Here is a 22,853-nt window from a genome sequence, read left to right on the forward strand (position 1 = left end):
CAAGGCGGCGATCAAGGAGCCATATATGGATGTACGAGCTCAAATAGTGATGGTGTTCAACCTGGACAAGTGCATCGGCTGCCACACCTGTTCCATCTCCTGCAAGAACATCTGGACCGACCGCAAGGGGGCCGAGTACATGTGGTGGAACAACGTCGAGACCAAACCCGGTGTCGGTTACCCACGTCAGTGGGAAGACCAGGAGCGCTTCAAGGGGGGGTGGGTCGTCGACGGCAAGAAGCTGAAGCTGAAGGCGATGGGCAAAGGCCCGACGCTCGCCAACATGTTCTTCCAGCCGAACATGCCCAAGGTCGAGGATTACTACGAGCCCTTCGACTTCGACTACGGCAACCTCGCCGGCGCCAAGGAGGCGAAGGACCAGCCGGTCGCCGAGGCGTTCTCCCAGATCTCGGGCAAGAAGATCGAGGAGATCCAGGGGGGGCCCAACTGGGACGACGACCTCTCCGGCTCCCAGCTCTACGCCGCCAACGACCTGAACCTCAAGGACAAGAAGGTGATCGAGTCCTACGATTCGATGTTCATGCAGTACCTGCCGCGCATCTGCAACCACTGCCTGAACCCTGCCTGCGTCGCCTCCTGCCCCTCCCGCGCCCTCTACAAGCGGGGCGAGGACGGCATCGTGCTGGTGGACCAGGAGGTCTGCAAGGGGTGGCGCTTCTGCACCAGCGCCTGTCCGTACAAGAAGGTCTATTTCAACTGGAACACGGGCAAGGCTGAGAAGTGCATCTTCTGCTATCCCCGCGTGGAGACCGGCCAGTGCAACGCCTGCGCCCACAGCTGCGTCGGGCGCATCCGCTACGTGGGCGTCCTGCTCTATGACGCGGACGCGGTGGAGGGGGCCGCCCTCAAGGGTGACACCGAACTCGTCGACGCGCACCGCGACGTGATCCTCGACCCGCGCGACCCGGAAGTCTGCCGGCAGGCCAGGGAAAACGGGATTTCCGACCAGTGGCTGGACGCGGCGGCCGCCTCGCCGGTCTACGCGCTGGTCAAGGAGTTACGGATCGCGCTCCCGCTGCACCCGGAGTTCAGGACCCTCCCCATGGCGTACTACATCCCGTCCCTGTCGCCGGTCCTCTCCACCTGGGGCGATACCCACAAGCTCCTGGAGCACGGCATGATCCCGGCGCTTGAGACCCTGCGCGTCCCCATCGGCTACCTGGCGAGCCTTCTCTCCGGCGGCAACGAGGGCGTCATCGAGGAGGTACTGAAGAAGCTGATCGCCGTCCGGGTCCAGATGCGGGCGGAGAACCTGGGGCTGCCGGCGGACCCGGCCCTGCTCCAGGAGGCGGGCCTGGACGAGGCGGCGGCGAAAAGGCTGTACCGGCTCTTCACGGTCGCGGGCTACCACGAGCGCAACGTGATCCCGCCGCAGCAGCGCGAGGAGGACGACCCGCAACGGCGCAAGCAGGAGGCCGGCTTCGGCATCCTCAAGAAGACCAGGGGAGGCGGCAAATGAGCATGCAACAGAGCTACCACGCCCTTTCGCGACTGTTGGAGTACCCGCGGCAACGCGAGGAGATGGAGGCATGTTACGACGCCCTCGCCACGTACCTCAGGCGAAGCGGCATCGAGTCGCGCGCCCACCTCTTCGGCGAGATGCTTGGCAACTGCACCCTCGCGGAGCTGCAGGAGGATTACGTGGCGCGTTTCGACTTCAACCCGGCGGCGGCACCCTACCTTGGGCACCACCTGTACGGCGACAACCAGAAGAAGGGTGGCTACATGATCCAGGTGAAGCAGGAGTACGGCAGACACGACTTCGAGGCGCCGGGGGACGAGCTTCCCGACCACCTGGGCGTGGTGCTCGCGTTCCTGGCGCACGTGGCGAGCCGCGGCGAGGACGCCTTCCGGCGCGAGTTCATCGAGAAACTGGTCCTGCCCGGGATCAACAAGCTGCTCGGTACTTCGGTTGAGCGGGACGCCTCCCCGTGGCTCGCCCTGGTCGAGGCGGCGGAGCTTTTGTGCAGCGCGGACTGCCGTGAGGAGGCAACATGCTGAACTCTTTCATCTTCATCGCCCTGCCCTACACGGCACTGGCGCTGCTGCTCCTCGTCACCCCGTACCGGTTCCTGAGCAACCGGCTCACCTGGACCGCCTATTCGACCCAGTTCCTGGAACGAAAGGTGCTCTACTGGGGCATCAACCCGTGGCACTACGGCATCCTGCCCATCCTGCTGGCCCACATCGTGGGCTTCGCCTTCCCCGGCGCCTTCAAGGGTTTGCTTGGCAACCCGGAAACCCTGGTGGGCGTGGAAAGCGTCCTCTTCGGGCTGGGGGCCTTCGCCGTGCTCGGCGTCGTACTCCTCTTGCTGCGCCGGGTGAACTCGGCAATGTTGAAGCGGGTCACCTTCACTTCGGACTGGCTGATCCTGTACCTGCTGCTGTTCCAGGCCGGCACCGGGATCTACATCGGCTACGTCCTGCGCTGGGGCTCCCAGTGGTACCTGCACACGGCGGTTCCCTACCTCTGGTCCATCGTGTCGTTCCAGCCGCAGATCGAATACGTCGCCGACCTCCCGCTGGTGTTCAAACTGCACGCCGCCTGCGCCTTCCTGATCGTGGCCGTGCTCCCGTTCACCAAGCTGGTGCACATGCTCTACCTGCCGGTCGATTTCCTGAAGGACCCGCCGCTTTTGTACCGGTGGCGGTCGAAGTAAGGCGGAAAGTGTAGGGATACGGGATAGAGGCTATGGGATGAATCTGGCGCCATCCGGGCTTTGCACGGTGCATGCAGCATTTGATGATCTGGGCATTTGAGAATCTATGGGAGGGATGATGTCGTCACGCGTATTGGCAGTATGGACCCCGGAGGATGCCCAGTTTTGGGAACAGCAGGGTAAGGCCGTCGCCTACCGAAACCTCTGGATCTCGATCCCTTCGCTTTTCCTTTCCTTCGCGGTCTGGATGGTCTGGAGCGTGGTCGTGGTGAACCTGCAGTCGATCGGGTTCTCCTTCGATGCGGACAAGCTGTTCTGGCTGGCGGCGCTGCCGGGGCTCTCCGGGGCGACCCTCAGGATCTTCTACTCGTTCATGGTCCCCATCTTCGGCGGCAGGACCTGGACCACCATCAGCACCGCGTCGCTGTTGATCCCGGCCATCGGCATCGGCTTCGCGGTGCGGGACCCGCATACGAGCTACAGCACGATGCTCGTGCTGGCGTTTTTGTGCGGCCTGGGCGGCGGGAACTTCGCCTCGAGCATGTCCAACATCAGCTTCTTCTTTCCGAAGGCCCTCAAAGGTACCGCCCTCGGGCTGAACGCGGGCCTTGGCAACCTCGGGGTGAGCGCCATGCAGTTCCTGGTACCGCTGGTGATCACCGGCGGGATGTTCGGTGCCCTGTGCGGCGATCCCCAGGTCTGCGTCATCAAGGGGGTCTCCACCTCGGTCTGGATGCAGAACGCCGGCTTCGTCTGGGTCCCCTTCATCGTCCTCTCCACCCTGGCCGCCTGGTTCGGCATGAACGACATCGCTGAGGCCAAGGCGTCCTTCAAGGAGCAGTCGGTGATCTTCAAGCGCAAGCACAACTGGATCATGTGCTGGCTCTACCTGGGCACCTTCGGATCGTTCATCGGCTATTCCGCGGGGCTGCCGCTGTTGATCAAGTCGCAGTTCCCGACCATCAACCCGATGCAGTACGCCTTCCTGGGGCCTCTGGTCGGGGCGCTGTGCCGCCCGCTCGGCGGCTGGATCGCCGACAAGGTCGGGGGCGCCCGGGTCACCTTCTGGAACTTCGTCGCCATGACCGCCGCCGCCTTCGGGGTGCTGCACTACCTCCCCGGCCAGGAGAGCCCGGGGAACTTCTGGGGTTTTCTCGCCATGTTCATCCTGCTGTTCGTTACCACGGGGATCGGCAACGGGTCGACCTTCAGGATGATTCCCGTCATCTTCCTCACCGAGCGCCAGCGTGCGGCCGGCGACGTGAGGCGCGAGGCCCAAGCCAGGGCCGCTGCCGAGGCGGGAAAGGAAGCCGCGGCCGTTCTCGGCTTCTGCTCCGCGTTCGCAGCCTACGGGGCCTTCTTTATCCCCAAGGCCTTCGGCAGTTCCATCACCCATACCGGCGGACCGCAGGCGGCGCTCTACGGCTTCCTCGCCTTCTATGTGAGCTGTATCGCCCTCACCTGGTATTGCTATTCGCGCAAGAATGCCGAGATGCCCTGCTAAAGAGGATGCGTGGGACAGCGCCGGGAAAGTGTGGTATCTTCTCCCGGTGCCTGACGGGCAAGGTTGCGACAACACTGAAGGTCCGGTGGCTTAACCGCCGGACCGCCAGAGGGTTACATGATCCTGGAACTTCTGATACCGATGTTGTTGTGCACCCTGCTGGTCGCCGTCCTCTACTCGTGTGTCGGGCATGGCGGGGCGTCGGGATACATTGCGGTGCTGGCACTATTCAGCGTGGCGCCGGAGGTGTTCAAGCCGACGGCGCTGACCCTGAACCTCCTGGTGGCGGGGATCGCCACCTTCTCCTTCGCCCGCGCCGGGCATTTCTCGTGGCGCCTGTTCTGGCCCTTCGCGGCAACCTCGATCCCGTTCAGTTTCCTGGGCGGCTACCTCACCCTCCCCTCCCACATCTACCGGCCGCTGGTCGGCGTGGTGCTGCTCCTCTCCGCATCGCGCCTCTTGCTGCAGGGAAATCAGGGGCCCGTACGCACCACTCCCCCGGCAACGCCGACCGCGATGGTGATCGGGGCGGCCCTGGGGCTACTCTCCGGCCTCACCGGCGTCGGCGGGGGCATCTTCCTCAGTCCGCTGCTTTTGTTGTGCAAGTGGGGTGAGCCGAGGGAGGTCTCGGCGGTGGCGGCGCTCTTCATCCTGGTCAATTCAGCGGCGGGGCTACTGGGGCATCTGAGCGGGGTGCAGGCGATACCGAGCTACGCGCCGCTCATGGCCGGCAGCGCCCTCCTCGGCGGCGTGGTAGGTTCCCTGTTGGGGAGCCGCCACCTCCCCGTTCCCACCATCATGAGGGTCCTCTCCCTCGTCCTCGCCATCGCCGGTTTCAAGCTGCTGCTGGTGTAAATCCCGCCTCTAGAAGAGAAAAACCAGGAAGAGCACCCCCACGATGATGCGATAGATGCCGAAGGGGATGAAGGTGTGGCTGGTGACGAACTTCAGCAGGGCCTTGATGCCGATCACGCCGAAGATGAACGAGGTGACAAACCCTACGGCGATGTTCTGCCAGTCCGCCGCATGGAAAACCGTGTAGTTCTTGTAGACGTCGTAACAGGTGGCGGCAAACATGGTGGGAAGGGCGAGCAGGAAGGAGAATTCGGTGGCGTCCTTGCGGTCCAGACCGAACAGCAGCCCCCCCATGATGGTGGCGCCGGAACGCGAGACGCCGGGGACCATGGAGAGACACTGGACCAGGCCGATGGAGAAGGCCTGCTTGTAGCTGATCTCGTCAAGGGTGTGGGTGGTGGCGGGCCGGTCCTTCATCCAGAGTTCGATGACGATGAAGGCAGCGCCGCCGGCGATGAGCATGTAACTCACCAGCGAAGGCTGGAAGAACGACTTGACCAGCTTGTAGAGCAGAAACCCGATGGTGCCGGTGGGAAGAAAGGCGAAGCAGACTTTCTTGATCAGGTCCGGGCGCGCGAGGAGTTGCTTGCGGTACACCTCGACCACGGCCAGCATGGCCCCCAGCTGGATGACCACCTCGAACACCTTGTGCGCCTCTGACTGCTGCAGCTTCAAAAGCGCCGACGCCAGGATCAGATGCCCTGTGGAAGAAACAGGAAGGAACTCGCTCAACCCCTCCACGACGCCCAGTACTATCGCCTCGAAAATACCCACGAACCCACTCCTTGCCACTGCGCTGGTTTAAGCGAGCTAAGATACCCGATCGATGCGGCATTGTAAAGCCGAACCAGTGGCGGGAAAGATGCCATCCAGCTAGGCGTGGACAGGGTGAACTTGGGAAGATGGAACCACGGGACGCCCCGTGGTCCCACGTGCGGAAGAACTGCCAGGTATCAGTGGTGCAGTTTCTCGTAGGCGGCGTAAAGGGTGTTCTCCTCGCTGCGCAGCCTCCTCGAGATGGTGGCGAACAGCCTGCCCAGCGCCTTGGCGAACTCGATATCGATCACCGCGTCGTCGGCGGAGTACTTCTTGAAGAAGGTCACCGCGTTGCCGGATATCTCGTCCATGTCCTTGGCGTAAAAATCAACGGTGCGTTTCAGAGCCTGGTCCGTCTGCGCGGCCTTGTTCAGCACCGGGTAGAGTTGCGCGTCCTCCTTGCGCAGATGCGCCAGCAGCGTCGACTGCGCCGCCAAAAGGAGCTTGTGCGCCTCGTTGTTGGTAATGCTGGTATCCTTGACGCGGTTGAGCATCTCCTCGATTGCCACGTGATCCCGTTTCAGCTCATCTATCAACCTTGCCATTTGTCACCTCTCCTACTGCGTTTTTTGATCTTTCGCTTGATCAGCCTGATATCCGAAGTATAGGCGGGCGAGAAGGCTAGCGGGTTGACGCAGGTCAAGCAATTGAACTCTTATTTTGCCAAGGAGACGCTTTCCTTACCGAAATAGGCTGCGTAGGCACGGTTGACCCAGTTCTGGGGGTCAGAATCGATGAAGTAGAAGTAGAGACTGGCGGGGCGGGTCGTAACCTCGGAAGTAGTACAGTGGCTGGTAGCGCAGTGAATGAGCTGCGATTGTTTTTGCTGCATCTCCCTGCTGTAACGAAGGGAATCGCCACTTAAAAGATCTTTGGTCACCGTCACGAAATTGGATCTCTGCAGGCAGAATAAAACCGCCAGGAACACGACGCCGACCATGCTGCACCGTTTAGACGGGATGTTCTTCAAGAAGGCCAAGGCTGGTTCACCGAGTTTAGAAAAAATGACTGCAACGTTTATCGTCAAACCGATCATGAAGAAGAAGTAAATGATGTTCAGTACGCGGTTTTGCGGGTACATCCCGGTGGCCCAGTACGGTATGAAGAACCCCAGCACGACGAGAAGTAACAACATGCACATCGAGTACAGGATCCTGATCCTGCCATAAATGGCCCTCAGTTGTGGTCTGCTGATGACGGTACAGAAAACGGCAGTCACGAGGATCAATGTCACCGGGTAGGTCATCCATACTTCCATGGAAGCAAGTGCGGCTTTAAAAGCATTCCAGGCGATGGTCCAGACGGTCCTGTGAGTATCGTAGTCACTCTTCATGCGTGCGAAATTGCCGGGGGCGAAAACTCCGATACAGCTTCCCGTTGCGACCGCGAAGAATGTCGCAATGTGAAACGGAGTCAGGGTCTTCCTGGACGCATACCGATAGGCGATCAACGTCAAGCTGAAAAGGAATGTAAGGGACAGCACGATCTCGTTGGTGCCGCCAAGAAAGAGGGACAACGCAAGGACCGCTCCCCTGTTCCACAGGTTGTCGAATTTCTGGTCCTGGTCCATCAGGAGTATCAGCGAAAGCCACAGGACCATCATCGTTGCTGCGACTTGGTACGTGGCCACTCCCGCCATCCAGTAAAGCCACGACCTCAGGTCATCCATCTGGTCCAGGCAGGCGAACAACAAGGCCAGCGAGAATGCGAGCTTTTCCTGCCACGCGAGGGTCCGTTTGGTCAGTGCATGTGTCAGAAGGTACAGCGAACCGACCTGGGCCGCGATGAGGAGGGCAAAACTGAGCCTGTACCCTGCGAGGCTATCATGAACGAGGGGATTGATGCTGAGAAGCACGGTCGACGTGAAACGTCCCGACCACTTGACGTACCAGTCGTACTGACATGTTAGAAACCCGAGGCTTCGAGCGGCAACGGAGTAGACGAAATCATCGGTTTGAGGATAGGCAAAGAAGCAGTTAATGACAAACGGAAGCAGCAACACGGTCAAAAGCAGTACCGCCAAAGTCTTCTTCGAATCCGAAATCGGCATCCGTCTTCCTCGTAGTGGTCCCGGTGGTCCCAGGGGTTGATGCGGGCAAAAAAAAGAGGCGTCAGCCTGAAGCGGAGCAATCGCGGCAACTGCCGCGATCAGGAAGCCTCGTTGCGGAAGAAGACGCCGTCCACCTGGTAGGTCCTCCCGGTGGCGTCGTCGGAGAAGCAGGGGTTCACGTCGTGAAGGGCAAAGCCCAGCGCTTCCACCGCATCGATCACCTCACGGAAAAGAGGCTCTCCCTGGTACAGCGGCTGCAAGGAAAGTTCGAGCTGCACGCCGAGTACCTGCCCCAGCACCCTTTCGGCGCCGCGCAGCACGGGGAGCTCGTACCCCTGCACGTCGATCTTCAGAAAGACCCTGTCGCTGGGTGAAAGGTAGGAGAGCACGGCGTCGTCGAGCCGGCGCATCGGCACCTTCTCCACGGCCACGGTCCTGACGCGGGGCTCCGCCCGCAGGTGCGCATCGGAAACCGGGAGTATCGAACTGCTCTCCAGGTTGGCGGACACCTTGATCTCGACCTCGCCCGAGCTCTCCCCAAGCGCCTGGCGCGGGGCTACAATCAGGGCCGGGTCCCTGCGGGCGAGCTTGACGAGGGCGGCATGCGCCTCGGACAACGGATCGAAGCAGATGATCCTCCCATGGTAACCGATGGAGCGGAGGTGCCGTGCGAACTGACCGGTGTTGGCGCCGACGTCCAGCACCGTGTCGATCCGGTGCCGCTTAAGCATGCGGGCAAGCCGCGCCGCCTCGGAGCGCGCCGGACGATAGGCGCGCAGGTCCACCCCAAATCGCCTCGCCAATTGCTTGATTAACAGTTCAAACTGCACGTAATCTCCTCCTGGATGTGATGCCCGTTCCACTCTCCGGTCACCGCTCAGGCGAACAGGCGTCCTGGCGTTTAGAGCAGCTTCCGGTACACCGCGGCGGTCTCCCGCGCGCAGCGGTCCCAGGAAAAAAGCTTGAGGCGCTCCAGCCCCCGGGCGATCAGTTCGCGACGCGCGCTCTCCGATGACGCCACGCTCTGCAGCGCCAGCCGCATCGACTCGACGTCGCCAGCCTCGAAATAGGCGCCGGCATCCCCCACCACCTCGGGGATGGAGCCCCCGTTGCTGCAGACCACGGGGCAGCCAAAGGACATCGCCTCCAGTGGCGGGATGCCGAATCCCTCGTAGAGCGAGGGATAGACGAAAGCAAGCGCCTGGCGGTAAAGGCGGGCCAGCACCTGGTCCCCTCCCCCGAACTGCACCACACGATCTTCGCGCAGTCCGAGCCCCCGGACCGTCTCACGCTCCCGCTGGGTCAACTCGCCCCCTCCAAAACAAACCAGCAGACAACGCTCATGCACCTCGCGCGACGCCGCGTAGGCCTGGAGCAGGCCGGCAAAGTTTTTGTAGCCACCGCGCGGACCGACGTAGAGAAGGAAGGAATCCTGGACCAAAGGCGGCTTGCCTGCGTCGTCACCGTCTCTTGCGGGGAGCAGTCCGAAACCGTGATGCACGACGCTGATCTTGTCGGGGGAGGTGCCGTGAACGTCGATCAGGTCCTGCCGGGTCCGTTTTGAAACGCAGATGATGTGATCTGCCCTCTGCACGGCCATGAGTTTGAAGCGCGGGGTCCTGTCCGTTGGGTCGAAGTAGCCCGGGAGCCTCTCATGGATCATGTCGTGAACGGTGAGCACCCTGCGGGCTCGAAGCGGCCCCATACGGTAGGGGAAATAGTAGGTCTCGTGGATCAGATCCGGTGCCTGGGCGCGCATCATCAGGTCGCACATCAGCATCCCCGCGCCCCGAACGGAAAGCGGCATCCGCTTCACGCCGGGGAGCCGGAAACCTGCGACCAGGTGCTGCAGGTGCTCCAAGTAGGCGTTGATGTGCATGGGAGCGGTGATGGAGACTTCCATCTCATCCAGGGCGGCGATGCGAGCGGCCAACTCGCAGATGTAGCGCGAGACGCCGCCATAGGCCTGCTCGTAGAATATCTGGGCGTCGTAGGCTATCTTCACGGCTTCGAGTCACCGTCGCGGGAAATTCCCAGCATCAGCTCCTGGTCACGCACCGTTTTGGAGCCCAGGCGGAAGCGGATGTACCGGGACAACGGCGCAGCCAGCGGGCCGGTGACCATGCGCAGCAGGTACTCGTCCACCGGTTGCCGGGAAAAGAGATGCAGCCGGTTGGCACTGGCGAAATGCAGGCCGAGGCGGTCGGCCAGTTTCTGCAGGGTCCGACGCTGGAAAAAGGCGACATGCTGACCGGTGGCGAAGGCATAGTAGTTCCAGCGCTCGGGCGCGGGAGGCTCCCCCTCGTACAGTTCGGTGCTGAAAAGGAAGTGGTCCGGGCGGTAGGTGGCCAGGGCCTCCTCGATGAAAGGAAGCGGGTCGGTCAAGTGCTCCAGCACCTCGAAGGCGGTGACGGCGCGGCAGGGACCCAGCTCCGGCCGGTACTCGAAACCGGGAGCGAGGACGTTCTCACAGTACTTGTCCTGCCAGTAGAAGTCGAAACCCAGGTCCCGCATCATCCGGGTCAGGAGACCGTACCCTCCGGCCACATCGACAAAGCGGCCCTCACCCCGCTCGCCGGCAAACCAGAAAAGGGTTGAGGCGACCTTCGGCGCTAGGTCCAGGTTGCGCAGCACAAGACCGGTATCGGCGTTGGCGATGGCGCGACCGTAGGCTTCCTCCAGCCAGTGGGGGTCGCGCGCCGCCAGGAACCCGCAACTGCGGCAGTAATGGTACTGGGCCAGGTGTTTGCCCAGCACCAGGGCGGAGAACTTCGGCTCCATGGCCCCGGAGCATATCGCACATGTCATGGTTGCTATTCCCATAGGTCTATCCTCGCCCCCCCACGACACCGCGCAAGGCATCCCAGAGGGACCGACGGGACGGCCTGTGCCTGCTGGCAGCGTCGGCCTCCCGGTTGCGGACCGTTTTCGCGGGGTGGGCGAGCGGAAAGGAGATGGCGCGAGTCGGGACGTTGGCCAATTCGCACGCCGCCTTGGTGTGCGTGGCCATGGCGCCGAACCCTATGTTGGAGACCAGGTTCACCGCGGGGAGGATGCACAGCCGGCGCGCCGCCCAGTTGGCGAAGACCCACTGGTAGTCCCAGGTATCGATCCTGCCGCGCCAGGAGTTCTCCAGTACCTTGCCCCAATCCCTCCGCTCAGCGCGCCCCTCCAGGATTTCCGCCAGCAGCCCCTGCTCCCTGGCCTGCGGCCACCTGGTCAGGTCAACGTCGTAATCGTCCTTCCAGCGGTCGCGCCAGGTCGCCCAGCCCCAGATGTGGAAGTACCGGGAAAAGTAATAACTGTCATCGCCGAAACGGCGGCCGAACTGGAAGTTGTCGCCGCTGATCATCCCCACCTGCCGGTCCTCGCGGTAGCGCTCCAGCAATTCCTGGCAAAACCGGAAGAAGGAGGGGTCGGGGAGGCAGTCGTCCTCGAGGATGATGGCCTGCTCAACCTGGTCGAAGACCCAATCCAGTCCGCTCGCCACGCGCCGGCGACACCCCAGGTTCACGTCCGCGTAGTCGCGCAGCACCTCGCAGGGCCAGTCCACGGCCGATACGATGCGGCGCACCTCGGCGCAGCGCTCAGCCTCGTCAGCTCTGCCGGGGCGCGCGGCGTCGGCTACGATAAGCAACCGGGAAGGGCGGGCCTGCCGGATGGCGGCGAATACCCGGGCGGTGGTCTCCGGGCGGTTGAAAACGAGGAGCACCACCGGGGTGGTCAAAATGAAAGATGCGCTCATGGCTCCCCTGTCGAGGAGAGCAGTCGCCGGTACAGATCCATCAGTCCGCGCTCCTGGCTCTCCGGTGAAAACTCGGTCTCTACCCGCTCCCCGCCTGCCCGTCCCAGCCGCTCCCTCAGATCGGGGTCGGCGAGCAGTTCGAGTATGCGCCGGGCAAAGCTCGCGGCGTCGTCGGGCGGGCAGAGGTAGCCGGTCTCTGCGTCGAGCACCGAGTCGGGCAGGCCGCCGACGTTGGAGACCACGCAGGGGAGACGGTGCGCCATCGCTTCGAGAACGGCGATACCGTGGCTTTCCATCCTGCTGGGCTGCAGATACACGGCGCAGCGGCAGTACCAGGAGCCGGTGTCGGGGACGTACCCGGCAAAGAGGACCTGTTCCTGCAGCGAGAGGTCCCGGACCTGCCGGCGCATGTCATCCAGCAGGGGGCCGTCACCGAGCCAGACGAAGCGCGCCTGCGGGTGCTCCCTCAGCACCAACCGGGCCGTTTCCAGCCAAAGCTGCGGGTTCTTGTAGCCGACGACATGGCCCGCGGTGAGGATGAGTGGCTCGCGGTCCCGCTCCTGCGGCGCCGCGCTGCACAGGGAGCTGTTGTGGAGGACCGAGATCGCCCCCCTCGGTATCCCCATCCGCTGCGCGATCAGGTCGGCTGCGCCGCCGGAAACGGTGACGATGCTGTTGCCAAGCCGTGCCCCGAGCCCGAGGTACCAGCGGGGGAGTATCCGGAAGCGGTGTTCCGGGACGCTGTGCAGCATGTACAGCACCGGGACCGGAAGGTAGAGCGCGACCGACATCCTGCCGGGGTCCGCCGTGGAAACCAGCACCAGGTCGGGGCGGCAGGACCAGATCGCCCGCCAGCAGAAAGCGAGGTCGAAGAGCGGCGTCGCAAGCGGGAACGTCCCCGGGCGGTTGCGGTTGGCAGCCTGGCGCAGATCGACCCGATAGCGCGAGGCCAGCCCTGTCAGCGCCCCGGGAGGTTCCCCCGCGGGCACCAGCAGCACGGTATCGATGCCGCGGCGCCGGTGCGCCTCGAGAAGCCTTTCCAGGAAGCGGAAGGTTCCCCCGTAACTGCCGGTCTCGGTAAGGACGACGAGTATTCTCATGGGGCCTCAGCGTTTGCGCGCGATCAAAAGACGCATGTCGGCGCAGCGTGCGTGCCATTTCTCCCAGACCCCGGCGGGCACGCTGCGTTCGCGGCAAACCAGGTAGTCCAGCTCGCGCAGCACCTCGCAGCGGGGCTCCAACAGCATCCGGATCCTGTCCCACTCGATGTGGTCGTCGGGGTGGGTGTGGATATCTCCCTCGTCGTCGTCAAACGTCCGCCAGCGCAGGTACAGGGCGGCGGCCAGGTAGCGCCAGCGGTTTCTGCGCCTGAGGATGCCGAGGAGGTAGCGCCCGAGCCCCTGCCGCTCCGCCACCAGGCGATCCCCCAGTTCAGCTTGGTACGCCTGGTAATCTGGTGAACTGCCCCAGAAGTCCGGGCAGACCTCATGGTCGAGGTAGACCACCCCGCCCGGCTTCAGGACCCTCACGAACTCCTCGATGACGCCCAGGTAGTCGGGGACGTGGTGCAGCACGGAATAAACGGCGACCATGTCGAAGGAGCCGTCGGCGAACTGCGACAGATCCCGGCCATTGAGCAGGGACAGTTCCAGGTGCCCGGAGCCTCCGGCCATGGCCTTCAGTTCCTTGAGGCAGCCGCTGGAAACGTCGGAGGCGACCACGCGGGCGCCGAGTTCGAGCAGGTGTCGGGTCAGGTTGCCGGTGCCGGCGCCGAAGTCGAGCACCCGCGGATGCGCGGGAGCGTCGTCGATCGACTCCAGGGCGAAGCGAAGCTGTGCGCGAATCCTCGCCTGCTCGCTCTCGTTGAAGATCTCGGCGTGACGGGCCTCATAGACCGGCGCGATCAGGTTGTGGATCCTGCTGTTGTAGTCGATACGCTCAGACATGTCGTAGTCCCTGCAGGGTCCAGGCTCCTGCCGCCGTGAGGCGGCGCCAGGGTGAGGCGTTGCCGGTGCTCCAAAGCCGCGACCCAAGGCACCTGCGCCAGGAGCACGCCCCCAGGCGGGCCAGCCTTCGGCACTCGGAAAACCAGATATGGAGCAGCCACTGGGAAAAGAAGCCGTGGTCGTAGATCCCGGCGGCCCGGTTTGCCGCCTGCAGTTTCAGGAGCCACCGCTCGGCCCGGTCCAACTGCCGCGGGTCGACCGGTAGGGTGCCGTTCACCACCTGTTCGTGTAGTTCCTGCTCGGCGGGGCTTGGTGTCACCCCGAGTTCCAGCACCTTCTTAAGCCGCAGCGGCGCCACCGCCGCAAGCTGCTCGGCGCGGTGCCTGGAGCTGACCTGATCCGGGGTGACGCGGTAATCGAGCAGTACCTCCTGGATGTTGGCGAACTGCATGTACGCCAGGGCTCGTCCCCAGAGTTCGAAGTCCTCCAGGTGCAGGTACGCGGGATCGTAGTAAAGCCCGTGCTCGAGAAAGAGGCCGCGGCGCAGCATCACCGAGGGATGCGCGACGCCGACGATGTTGAACTGGCGGCACCGGATCTCTTCTGAGCTGGGGGGAAGTTTCCAGACGTAGCCGTCCGGGAAAAAGCGGACCCAACTGCCGCAGACACCGACCTCGGGGTGGGAGTCCAGGAAGGCCACCTGGCGTGCCAGGCGCCTGGGCCGGCTGATGTCGTCGGCGTCCATGCGGGCCACGTATTCCCCTCGGGCCAGGTCGAGCCCGCGATTGAGCGAGGCGATCAGTCCCAGGTTGTGTCCGTTTTTAACCAGGCGGATGCGCGGGTCATCATAGGAAAGGACGATCGCAGCGCTTTTGTCGGTCGAGCCGTCATCGATCACGAGCAGCTCGAAATCCGGGTAGGACTGCCCCAGGATGCTCTCCACCGCCTCGGTCACAAATGCCGCACCGTTGAAGACGGGCATCAGCACGGTTACGCGCGGCTCCATCAGTTCTCCACCTTCAACCAGGAAGCCGGCAGCAGGTCCGTCGTGTCGATGGCGGGGTCGCTGAACCAGCGCGCCGGGGCGATCACCACCTTGCCGGGATGCTCCCCGAGCCAGGCTCCCCACCAGCTGAAGGAGCTGTTCGCCGTGATATGGTGCTGACAGCTGCTCATGAGCCTAAGGTCCTCGTGGGGGTGGTCCGGGCCGTTATGCCCGACCACGGTCATGGGATGGGGGATGGCGAAATGGTCGCGCACCCACTCCGGGTCGTCTGAAAAGACGAAGAAGTGCGGCTGAGACACCCGCGCGGCGATCATCGCGACCGCTTTATGGTAGTAGCGGTCGCTGCACGACCCGTGCTTGGCCGCTATCCTTCTGTCGGTCAGGTAGTCGCCGCGCCTGACATGCAGCGAAACCGACTGGCACCGGGTTATCTGCCGCAGCACCTCGCCGTTGGCGCCGGCAGGCGGCGAGGGAAGCGTGAAATCGTCACGCAAAAGTGAAGCGGCATCGACAAAGTACTTTTCGCTTTGCCAGTACCCGTCCAGGCAGACGTCGTCGCCCAGGTCGAGAATCGCCGGGTCGAAGCGGAAACCGCGCTCCCGGACGTGGGTCTGGCGGTAGCCCGGCTTGACGGTTTGCCACAGGCGGCCGCCCAACCCACCCGGCTTTTGCCACAGCCTCCGGCTTTCCTGCGCCGTGGCGAGGGCGGCCTTGATGGGGAAAGGCGCGAGTGCGTAGGCGCGCGGGGTTATGCCCGGCTCCGCCGTGGACAGGCGCGAGATGTCCAGTTTCAGGGAGGCGCCGAGGTGAAAAGCGAGCCGGCGTCCGGCCGCGTACTGGAACATCTGGTTCCCCATGCCACCCTGCAGGTAGACGATGATCATAGCGGCGACCTGCTCACCTTTTGACGGACCGCACATGGCAGCCGTAATGCAGCAGTTCCGAGGAGCCGCGGTCGTCGCGGCAGAAGCGCTCCAGCATGTGCAGCACCACGCGCACGGACAGCAGCTCCCAAAGCCGCGGGCGCTTGCCGACGTACAGGTCGGCCACGGTGGGGATGCGACGCACCTCCTGTGCGAGGTATTCGAAGTAGTTGCCGTTCTCGACCAGCTCCTCGATCTCGAAGCCGCAAGCGTCAAGGTGGGTCCGGTAGAAATAGCGGCTGAAGCCACTGTAAAAGTGATACGGCGCGAAATGGGTCAGGCTGCAGAAGGGGGCGGTCAGGATCAGGGTCCCCCCTTTTTTCAGCAGGCGGCTGAACTCCCTGAGGGCGGCCAGCGGGTCGGGGAGGTGTTCGAACACCTCGACGCACATGATGGCGTCAAACGATGCGTCCGGCTCGGGAATGGAGGTAATGTCGCTGACGATATCGAGCCTGCTCTGGTCCCAGGCGCCCGTCTGCAGCCCCTTGGCGTCCCCCTTGCCGTCGTACTGGGCGAAGTCCTGGGCAACGTAGTCCAGGTGGCTGCAGAATCTCCGGTAATTCTGTTCTCCCGCACCGGCATCGAGGATCCTGGAGCCAGCAGGTATCGCCGACAGAGCGGCCTCAAGCCATTTTTCGCGCGTATGCAGGTTTGCGGTCCCGACGGTCATTTTCTTCCCGTTAACGATCTCATTTTGGCCTTGAGGCGGTCGAGGTAAGCCAGTCGGGATCGGTAAAATTCCGGCATTGACATCCATGCGTCGCAGGAACGGCATGGCTTTTCTGTAACCGTCCCCAGAACGTGCTGTTCTCTCATATGCCTGACCTGCGTATTCCAGATCTCCCGCAACGGTTTTTCGTGGACCGATGGGAGGTTGGATAAGAGCTGGTAATCATGACAGCAAAAAACGACATTGCCTTCAGCTGATATCACGAGCGCCGTCCACAAGAAGTGGCACGGATATCTCTTTGACGTGGAGCCAGTAAGGCTTCTCCGTACGCCAAACCGGGCTGGCAGCCGCAATTTCCCGGCCCAGTCGTCGATGGGGATAAAACTCACCGGGATCTTCCTCTGGCTCCAGAATTTCCTGATCTGCTCCAGATCGCCAAAGGTCAGATCGGATACGATACAATCGACCCGTACACTGCATCTGCCGTTATGAACCTTGTTCAAACGGGAAAACTCGAGGATATTGGCAAGAACCTGATCGTAATCGGCTCCGACACGTATCTTCTCGTAGGTCTCTTTTGTACAGCCGTCGAAGGAGAATATGATCTCCCCGAGACCGGCCACTATCAGCCTCTCAGCAAGATCTGCATCCAGTTTGGTAGCGTTGGTGGTCAATCCGACATCATGTCCCCTGGACGCGGCATAGGCCACGAAATTCACGATTTCAGGGTTCAATAACGGCTCGCCGAGCTGGTTCAGCCTGATGCTTCGAGGCCTTTCGGAAACCTGATCGATGATGATTTTATAGGTTTCCAGGGACATGCAGGAATAGCTTCTGCCATTCATGTTGTTTCGTGAATCGGGAACAGGACACATCTCGCACCGCAGGTTGCAGCCCATGTACGACTCAACCAGAATGGTGTCCGGAAGCTCTCCGATATCGCATCTTCTCTGGTTGAAGTATTTCTGATGTCTGGTCATGTCACCTCAAAACGGCCTTCATCATCTCGGGAACAACGTATGCCAGCCGCGTTCATGGTGCCGGTTTTTTGAACCAAAAGCACCCGCAGCCGTACGTCTGTGCATCGGCCAGCGCCTTGCCGGCGTCGACAACCAAACCGCCAGCCGCGGGGTCGTCAGGTACCAGGGAGAATTCAACCAGGTCGAGGCCGTGAAACAGCTCGAGTACCTGGCTGTAGGAATAGATCCGGTGTGCGTTGAACATGCAACAGGGCCTGCCGCCCACCGGAACCACGAACAGCAGCGAGCCGCAAGGCGCGAGCACCCGCTTCAATTCGGCAACCGCCTTCAGATCCCCTTCAGGATCAAGCGGGTCGCCATAGCGGCCGAGCCCCACATGCTCCACCACGTGCATGCAGGAGAGGGACGCGATGCTCTCGTCGTCAAAAGGCAGCCTCAGCAGGTCCGCGGCATCGCAGGAGAGGTCCGAAAGACGCAGGTCCACCGGGCGGTAATCGTAGAACCTCACGGGCACGAACGCGGACACCAGGGTACAGAAGTGCAGGGAAGACGATACGTCGACGTGCGACTGCGGCCTTATCTGGGCCACTTTCCGTGCGCCCCATGCCGTGTGATACACGTAGTGACGGTCGAAGCCGGTGTTCGCGGTCTTGTCGTGCAGGCAGGGATATCTGTCGCGCCATTCGAGCTGGAAACGGTCAGCCGCACCGCAAAGTTCGGAGAACCGCTTGAATTCCTGCCTGAAGGCGCGGTACGCCCTCAGTTCGCCGGCCAAGGAAAGCAGTTTTCCCGCCAGCGCGCGGAACGGGCCCAGCACCCCTGCGGCGCCCTCGCCCATCAGCATGACGCAGCCTTCATTTCTTGCCCCTGTGCTTGTCGAGAAAAGGACCGACCATTTTCAGGACGTTCCGCTTCATGTGGCAGTTGAAGGGAGCGGCCCTCTTGAACAGATCGGCGGTTTTGAAGTCGTCGTTAAATTCCTTCTCTATCCAGCCTCCCGTGTTCACGGCAACGGGATCGTAAAAGATCCCCTCCCACTTCTCAAGGTAGGCGCGATGATCCTTCTTCTGGGTTTCCAGGTTGCTCTTCCTGACGTCGGCTGCGGTGTGGTAGTAGTGCTCGATGAACGAGTCGGGTGAGTCTATGCAGGCATACCCGTTTTGCCACATTTTCAGACAGAGGTCGCCATCCGCATGGTAGAAGTGAAAGGTCTCCTCGTCCACATATCCCACCTGAGCGAGCGCCTCCTTCAGGTACAGTCCGTGATTCACGAAGATGCGGTCCCCGAGCGTCAGCCCCACCCAATACTTCTCCTGGTCCGGCCAGTTGCGCCAGTAAAAAGCCACGGCGCCGACCTTTTCCCCCGCTCCCAGGCGCTCCTCAAAGAGCCGTACGCCGTTGACGATCGCACCTGGGACCACCAGGCAGTCGTCGCTTAGCATGCAGACGAACTTCCCCTGGGCGCACGTGAAGCCAAGGTTCATGAAGTAGCCCCAGGAACGCCGCTCGATCCTTTTCCCCTGCCACGTGCCGCGGTTATGCTGCACGATGGTGATGATGTCCTTTTGCTTCATAAGCCACGGCAGGGTGCCGTCGCCGGAGCCTCCATCGACGACGATGACCTCGGCGGCGGAGCCGAACCCCTCCAACTCCCGCCTGACACTCTCTACGGTAAGTCTGAGAAAACTCAGGCGGTTATAAGAGCCTATTACAACAGAGATCACCTTCTGGGTAGCCACGGTCTTTGCCTCTCCTGTCCTGGGGCTTTCCGAAAAACGATACGCCCCCCGCCCTGCCGACGTTCGGCCGACGCGGCTGAGCACCCATTGCCACGGCCCCCCTCCGACATCAGGCGGACCTCGTATTCTTGCCGAAATCGGTCAGCACCTCTTCGAAAAAATCGAGGTAGCATCCTCCGGTCCGGGTAATGCTGAAGCGCTCTTTCGCGTCCGATGCCGCTGAATGCGAAAGTTGATTGACCAGTGCGGCATCGCCGAGCAGCCGGCATATGGCGGAGCCCAGGCGCCTGTGGTCACCGACAGGGGTCAGTATTCCTGTGGCATGGTCCCGACCGTAGAGGTTGACTGCGTCGGCATCACCCTCGTGGCGTAATCCCTTAACCTGTTCCGGGATGCCGCCGACCGAAGTGGCGACCACGGGGGTCCCGCAGGAAAGGGCTTCGATCACCGTGTTGGGGAAGTTCTCAGCCCGCGCCGCGTGGATGTACAGGTCGGCGGCCTGGTAGAAGGCTGCGATCTCAGCGGGAGCCTGGTAGGGGACAAAGGTTATGGTGGCCCCTCCCACCTGCTCGCTTGGCGCGCTCTCGCCGACCGCCAGAAATCGAAGCTGCTTATCCGGCATGGCCTGCGCTACCTCCGCGACCGCGCAGCGCATGGTGCTCCAATCCTTCCAAATGCTTTCGCGGATGCCGTTGGCGGCGAACATCACCACGACCTCGCTGTTGCCGATACCGATCCGCGCCCGTGCGGCCGCTTTGTCCCCGGGACAGAAGATGCTCTGATCCACGCCGTTATTGATGACACGTGACCTTATCACAGCCGGTTTCAAGATGGAATCTTGGACTTTAGTCATGAGCCATCGCGAAGGGGTTATCACGTTGAGCCGACAGGCGCGGTAAATGTCACTCTTTCTCTTCCAGTTTTGATGGGAGGTGTCGCGCGTCAGGGCGTATTGCACGTCCGGATAGGGACAGCTGCCGCAGCCGCTAAGCCACTTGTCGCAATCGAAGGAGTGCGCGCAGTGGCCTGCGAGGAGCCAGGCGTCGTGCAGCACAAGCACCACCGGGTGACGCCGGGACAGGTCGGCCAAGCCTGTAAGATCGAAGTACCCCCCGTGCAGGTTGTGGCAGACGATGATCGCGCCGCCAGGCAAAGCGCTGTCGAGCGACCGGCTCGCAGGATCTCCGAAGTCCTCGAAGCCGGCGAAGAGTTCGGCGCGGCGGCGCACCGAGCGCAGCAAGCGCCCCACGCTCCCCGGAAGCGAAGGTCGGACCGCGGCTCTCAGCTCTATCGTGTCGGGATCAGGGCCGAGCTTGCGCCCCACCATGCGCAAGGATCCGTGCCCCTGGCTCTTGAAGTACTCGTGCAGGGTACTGGTGACGCCTGCGGCGCCCCCCACGGTGTCCAGCGTGTTCAGCTGTATGATCTCGATTTTGGCGTCGGTCATTTCAGGTACTCAGCCAGTCTTACGGCAAACTCTTCGGCGGACCAGTTGCGCACCAGGAGCCGGGGCAACTGGAAACGGGAAACTACGGGAAAGACAGCGCCGCCAAAGTTGGCGCAGGCACAGTCAAAACCCTCGTCCTGCAAGATCCGCTGCGTTTGACGGGCATAACTTTGCCTGGTGCCGTAGGGATAAGCGAAGCTGCGCACCGGCTGCCCACAGATATCTTCCAGCCGCTGTCTCCCCTGGGCGATCTCGCAGCGCTGCTCGGTACCGGAAAGAAGGGCGAGGTTGGCGTGGTTTTGCGTGTGCGCCCCGATCTCGACGACGTCCTCCTCCGCGAGGCGGCGCAGTTCCTGCTCGGTGAGAAACCGGCGCTCCCCCGAATCGGCGCAGCATCTGCCGGCCCACTCCCTGAGCTGAGCCATCGTCTCGACACGCTGGACAGGGGTGGAGAGACGCAGCTGATCGCAAAGCACCTGATAGGCATGCTGCCGCCCACAGCTCACGCCGCCAAGCAGGTTCCAGGAAGGATCAACCGGGCCGTGCGAGCCAAACTCCCAGGCCCTGGTATGGCCGTTTAACGTCAGCTGCAACCGTTTGGGCAGTACCGCGGACCACAGCAACAGGTCTGCCAGTTCGTCCCAGTATGGCCGCTGCGCATCCCCTAGAAACCCCGTGGCCACAAAGACCGTGGCGGGGACCAGGTACTGCCGCAGCAGCGGGACGGCGTTGGTGAGGTTGTCTGAATAACCGTCGTCAAAGGTAACCACCACACTGCCCGGCTGCCAGCTTTCCCTGGCGGAGAGGGGCGCAGGGAGATATCGGGAACGAAGCACGTCCATGTGACCGGCGAAATTCTCCGGTGAAACGCAGAGCAACTGCGGATCCCTGGCAGTATCGGCGACCCGATGGTAGAGCAGGATCGCCGCTTGTGGCACCATGCACCGCGCCAACTTCCTGAGCATCAATTCTCCGTACATCGGTCAGCTCCGGGCCCGCTTCACCGCTCGCACGGTGATCAGCACCTGGTAATCCTCGTCCCGGAATTCGAGCTCAGCTCTGGTGAGTTCACGGCTGGCAAGTCCATGCAGGAAGCTGCAGGCGACGAGAACGTTTCCGTGGCTTGCAACGGCCACGTTCTGGTCCCCGAACACGTCGCCGAACAGACGGCGGGCGGCAACGTCGCTGAGGCGCCAAAAGTCGCCCCAGCGGTCCATGTCATACCGGCTGATCTGGCTGATGCCGGCAAAGGTTGCCAGGAGCACTCCTCCCTCCTTCAGCTTCAGGTAGGTGTTGGCAACCGCATCCTGCAGGTCGTAGATAAAAGGGAACGTCTGTGTCAGGATCATGCATTCAAAGGAGCGGTCGGGGATCCCTTCGCCCGTAGCGAGGTTTCCGACCAGCGTCGCCTTGGGATTGCCGGGCTGGGCGTGCAAAACATCGGACTTCGTCACCCGCTCAGCGCCGAAAACACGGGTATACTCGCCGTCGCCCACCTCGAGCACCCTCCCCTTGATATCCTGGCTGTTGTCGCTTAGGAACCGTTCGATGTAATAGCGATCGATGGGCTGGCCGCGGTCGAACCCGAAGCTCCTGCTGACCGGCTGCAGCCGCCCCAGCCGGATACCCCTCCATATGTGCCGGAAAAAGGCCATTTCTTCACTTCCCGTCGATAAGGAGATCGTTGCGCTTGGCGTACACCAAGCAGAACCAGGTGGTGTCAGGCCCCAGCCTGAACGGGGGCTTGGAAGCGAAACAGGTCTCGGCATCGAAATCGTGAACCAGGTAGCGGTACCCCTGCCGGTCGAGCAGATTCAGGATGTCTCCCAGCAGTTGGCGCCGGCCGGCCCAGCCATGGTACTCCAGGACCAGTTCGCGAATCTGACGCAGCTTCCCGGCCTGAGCGGCCTCGGTGAGCACGGCGAGTTCCTCTCCTTCAATGTTCAGTTTGAGGAAATCCACCGGCTGGTCCAAGTACCCCGACAAACGCACCATGCGCACCCGGACCGAACCCTGATCAGCGATCTGTCCGCCGGCCTTTCCGTCCGCCAGGAAGCTGGTCTCGCCCTCCTCTGCGGCAAGTCCCGCGTTGACCAACTGCACGTCGGAGATGTTGTTGCGTGAAAGGTTGCCCGAAAGGATCTTGAACAGCTCCGGATCGGGTTCGAAGGCGAAGACCCTGGCTCCCGGGTGGACCTTTTTGAACTGCAGGATGGACATGCCCATGTTGCTGCCGCCGTCGATGATTACCGGGTCTGGCCGCACCGCGTCGAAGTGGTAGATGCGGTTGACGAACTCGTCCTTGTACTGCATGTAGAAATTCGCTCCGTCGGTGACCGCCATTTCCAGCCCCCGCATACGCAGGACCGCTCCCGACCTTTGCTGCCAGCACTTACGGCGCAGCAGAGCGAGGCGCAGCCGCTTTGTCGTGTGCCGGGCGATGTCGGCCAGCAGATTGATGATGCCCATGAAAAACCCTCTCCTTGCCGCC

24 protein-coding genes are annotated in these 22,853 nt (G+C 62.4%); 5 read left to right on the forward strand and 19 right to left on the reverse strand.

The window, feature by feature from the left end:
• The first annotated feature begins 25 nt into the window (after positions 1 to 25).
• The 5 genes from narH to KOL99_RS06290 all read left to right on the forward strand — a co-directional run bounded on the left by narH (position 26) and on the right by KOL99_RS06290 (position 5,040).
• On the forward strand, positions 26 to 1,480 hold the full coding sequence (gene narH / locus KOL99_RS06270) for a nitrate reductase subunit beta (RefSeq protein ID WP_216509626.1): 1,455 nt from the start codon (positions 26 to 28) through the stop codon (positions 1,478 to 1,480).
• A complete protein-coding gene (gene narJ / locus KOL99_RS06275; protein WP_216509627.1) occupies positions 1,477 to 2,022 on the forward strand; it encodes a nitrate reductase molybdenum cofactor assembly chaperone in 546 nt (181 codons plus the stop codon). Before narH ends, narJ begins: the two co-directional genes overlap by 4 nt.
• On the forward strand, positions 2,016 to 2,681 hold the full coding sequence (locus KOL99_RS06280) for a respiratory nitrate reductase subunit gamma (protein WP_216509628.1): 666 nt from the start codon (positions 2,016 to 2,018) through the stop codon (positions 2,679 to 2,681). Before narJ ends, KOL99_RS06280 begins: the two co-directional genes overlap by 7 nt.
• Positions 2,682 to 2,799: 118 nt before the next feature.
• The gene (locus KOL99_RS06285) at positions 2,800 to 4,185 is read left to right on the forward strand and encodes a NarK family nitrate/nitrite MFS transporter (RefSeq protein WP_328759868.1); all 1,386 of its coding nucleotides are present in this window, start codon (positions 2,800 to 2,802) and stop codon (positions 4,183 to 4,185) included.
• 117 nt (positions 4,186 to 4,302) lie between these two features.
• Positions 4,303 to 5,040, forward strand: a complete 738-nt coding sequence (locus tag KOL99_RS06290) for a sulfite exporter TauE/SafE family protein (protein WP_216509630.1) — start codon at positions 4,303 to 4,305, stop codon at positions 5,038 to 5,040.
• A gap of 9 nt (positions 5,041 to 5,049) precedes the next feature.
• Here KOL99_RS06290 and KOL99_RS06295 read toward each other — a convergent pair whose 3' ends face one another.
• The 19 genes from KOL99_RS06295 to KOL99_RS06385 form a co-directional block, all read right to left on the reverse strand.
• On the reverse strand, positions 5,050 to 5,814 hold the full coding sequence (locus KOL99_RS06295) for an undecaprenyl-diphosphate phosphatase (RefSeq protein WP_216509631.1): 765 nt from the start codon (positions 5,812 to 5,814) through the stop codon (positions 5,050 to 5,052).
• A 179-nt stretch (positions 5,815 to 5,993) separates the two neighbouring features.
• Positions 5,994 to 6,401: a hemerythrin domain-containing protein gene (locus KOL99_RS06300; RefSeq protein WP_216509632.1), complete on the reverse strand. Its 408-nt coding sequence runs from the start codon at positions 6,399 to 6,401 to the stop codon at positions 5,994 to 5,996.
• Between the two features lie 110 nt (positions 6,402 to 6,511).
• The gene (locus tag KOL99_RS06305; RefSeq protein ID WP_216509633.1) at positions 6,512 to 7,906 is read right to left on the reverse strand and encodes a DUF6056 family protein; all 1,395 of its coding nucleotides are present in this window, start codon (positions 7,904 to 7,906) and stop codon (positions 6,512 to 6,514) included.
• Between the two features lie 98 nt (positions 7,907 to 8,004).
• On the reverse strand, positions 8,005 to 8,736 hold the full coding sequence (locus tag KOL99_RS06310) for an FkbM family methyltransferase (RefSeq protein ID WP_216509634.1): 732 nt from the start codon (positions 8,734 to 8,736) through the stop codon (positions 8,005 to 8,007).
• A gap of 71 nt (positions 8,737 to 8,807) precedes the next feature.
• The gene (locus KOL99_RS21890; RefSeq protein ID WP_216509635.1) at positions 8,808 to 9,911 is read right to left on the reverse strand and encodes a glycosyltransferase family 4 protein; all 1,104 of its coding nucleotides are present in this window, start codon (positions 9,909 to 9,911) and stop codon (positions 8,808 to 8,810) included.
• Entirely contained in the window at positions 9,908 to 10,714 is an 807-nt protein-coding gene (locus KOL99_RS06320) for a class I SAM-dependent methyltransferase (RefSeq protein WP_216509636.1), read from the reverse strand. The genes KOL99_RS21890 and KOL99_RS06320 overlap by 4 nt, the downstream gene beginning before the upstream one ends.
• A gap of 19 nt (positions 10,715 to 10,733) precedes the next feature.
• On the reverse strand, positions 10,734 to 11,651 hold the full coding sequence (locus tag KOL99_RS06325) for a glycosyltransferase family 2 protein (protein WP_216509637.1): 918 nt from the start codon (positions 11,649 to 11,651) through the stop codon (positions 10,734 to 10,736).
• Entirely contained in the window at positions 11,648 to 12,751 is a 1,104-nt protein-coding gene (locus tag KOL99_RS06330) for a glycosyltransferase family 4 protein (RefSeq protein WP_216509638.1), read from the reverse strand. Before KOL99_RS06330 ends, KOL99_RS06325 begins: the two co-directional genes overlap by 4 nt.
• Before the next feature lie 6 nt (positions 12,752 to 12,757).
• Positions 12,758 to 13,597 (reverse strand): class I SAM-dependent methyltransferase, encoded by an 840-nt coding sequence (locus KOL99_RS06335; RefSeq protein ID WP_216509639.1) that lies wholly within the window; start codon positions 13,595 to 13,597, stop codon positions 12,758 to 12,760.
• A complete protein-coding gene (locus KOL99_RS06340; protein WP_216509640.1) occupies positions 13,590 to 14,603 on the reverse strand; it encodes a glycosyltransferase family 2 protein in 1,014 nt (337 codons plus the stop codon). The genes KOL99_RS06335 and KOL99_RS06340 overlap by 8 nt, the downstream gene beginning before the upstream one ends.
• Positions 14,603 to 15,487 (reverse strand): alpha-1,2-fucosyltransferase, encoded by an 885-nt coding sequence (locus tag KOL99_RS06345; protein ID WP_236025854.1) that lies wholly within the window; start codon positions 15,485 to 15,487, stop codon positions 14,603 to 14,605. Before KOL99_RS06345 ends, KOL99_RS06340 begins: the two co-directional genes overlap by 1 nt.
• Before the next feature lie 13 nt (positions 15,488 to 15,500).
• A complete protein-coding gene (locus KOL99_RS06350; protein ID WP_216509642.1) occupies positions 15,501 to 16,196 on the reverse strand; it encodes a class I SAM-dependent methyltransferase in 696 nt (231 codons plus the stop codon).
• Complete coding sequence (locus tag KOL99_RS06355) at positions 16,193 to 17,176, reverse strand: radical SAM/SPASM domain-containing protein (protein ID WP_216509643.1); 984 nt, start codon at positions 17,174 to 17,176, stop codon at positions 16,193 to 16,195. The genes KOL99_RS06350 and KOL99_RS06355 overlap by 4 nt, the downstream gene beginning before the upstream one ends.
• A gap of 52 nt (positions 17,177 to 17,228) precedes the next feature.
• Entirely contained in the window at positions 17,229 to 18,020 is a 792-nt protein-coding gene (locus KOL99_RS06360; protein WP_236025855.1) for a DUF268 domain-containing protein, read from the reverse strand.
• 10 nt (positions 18,021 to 18,030) lie between these two features.
• Positions 18,031 to 18,915 (reverse strand): glycosyltransferase family 2 protein, encoded by an 885-nt coding sequence (locus KOL99_RS06365; RefSeq protein WP_216509644.1) that lies wholly within the window; start codon positions 18,913 to 18,915, stop codon positions 18,031 to 18,033.
• Between the two features lie 109 nt (positions 18,916 to 19,024).
• Positions 19,025 to 20,362, reverse strand: a complete 1,338-nt coding sequence (locus KOL99_RS06370) for a glycosyltransferase (RefSeq protein WP_216509645.1) — start codon at positions 20,360 to 20,362, stop codon at positions 19,025 to 19,027.
• Entirely contained in the window at positions 20,359 to 21,342 is a 984-nt protein-coding gene (locus KOL99_RS06375; protein WP_216509646.1) for a polysaccharide deacetylase family protein, read from the reverse strand. Before KOL99_RS06375 ends, KOL99_RS06370 begins: the two co-directional genes overlap by 4 nt.
• 3 nt (positions 21,343 to 21,345) lie before the next feature.
• A complete protein-coding gene (locus tag KOL99_RS06380; protein ID WP_216509647.1) occupies positions 21,346 to 22,017 on the reverse strand; it encodes a class I SAM-dependent methyltransferase in 672 nt (223 codons plus the stop codon).
• Positions 22,018 to 22,021: 4 nt separating this feature from the next.
• Entirely contained in the window at positions 22,022 to 22,831 is an 810-nt protein-coding gene (locus KOL99_RS06385; protein WP_216509648.1) for an FkbM family methyltransferase, read from the reverse strand.
• Between the last annotated feature and the right edge of the window lie 22 nt (positions 22,832 to 22,853).

This window comes from Geomonas azotofigens, assembly GCF_018919395.1.
GTDB classification, from domain to species: Bacteria; Desulfobacterota; Desulfuromonadia; order Geobacterales; family Geobacteraceae; genus Geomonas; species Geomonas azotofigens.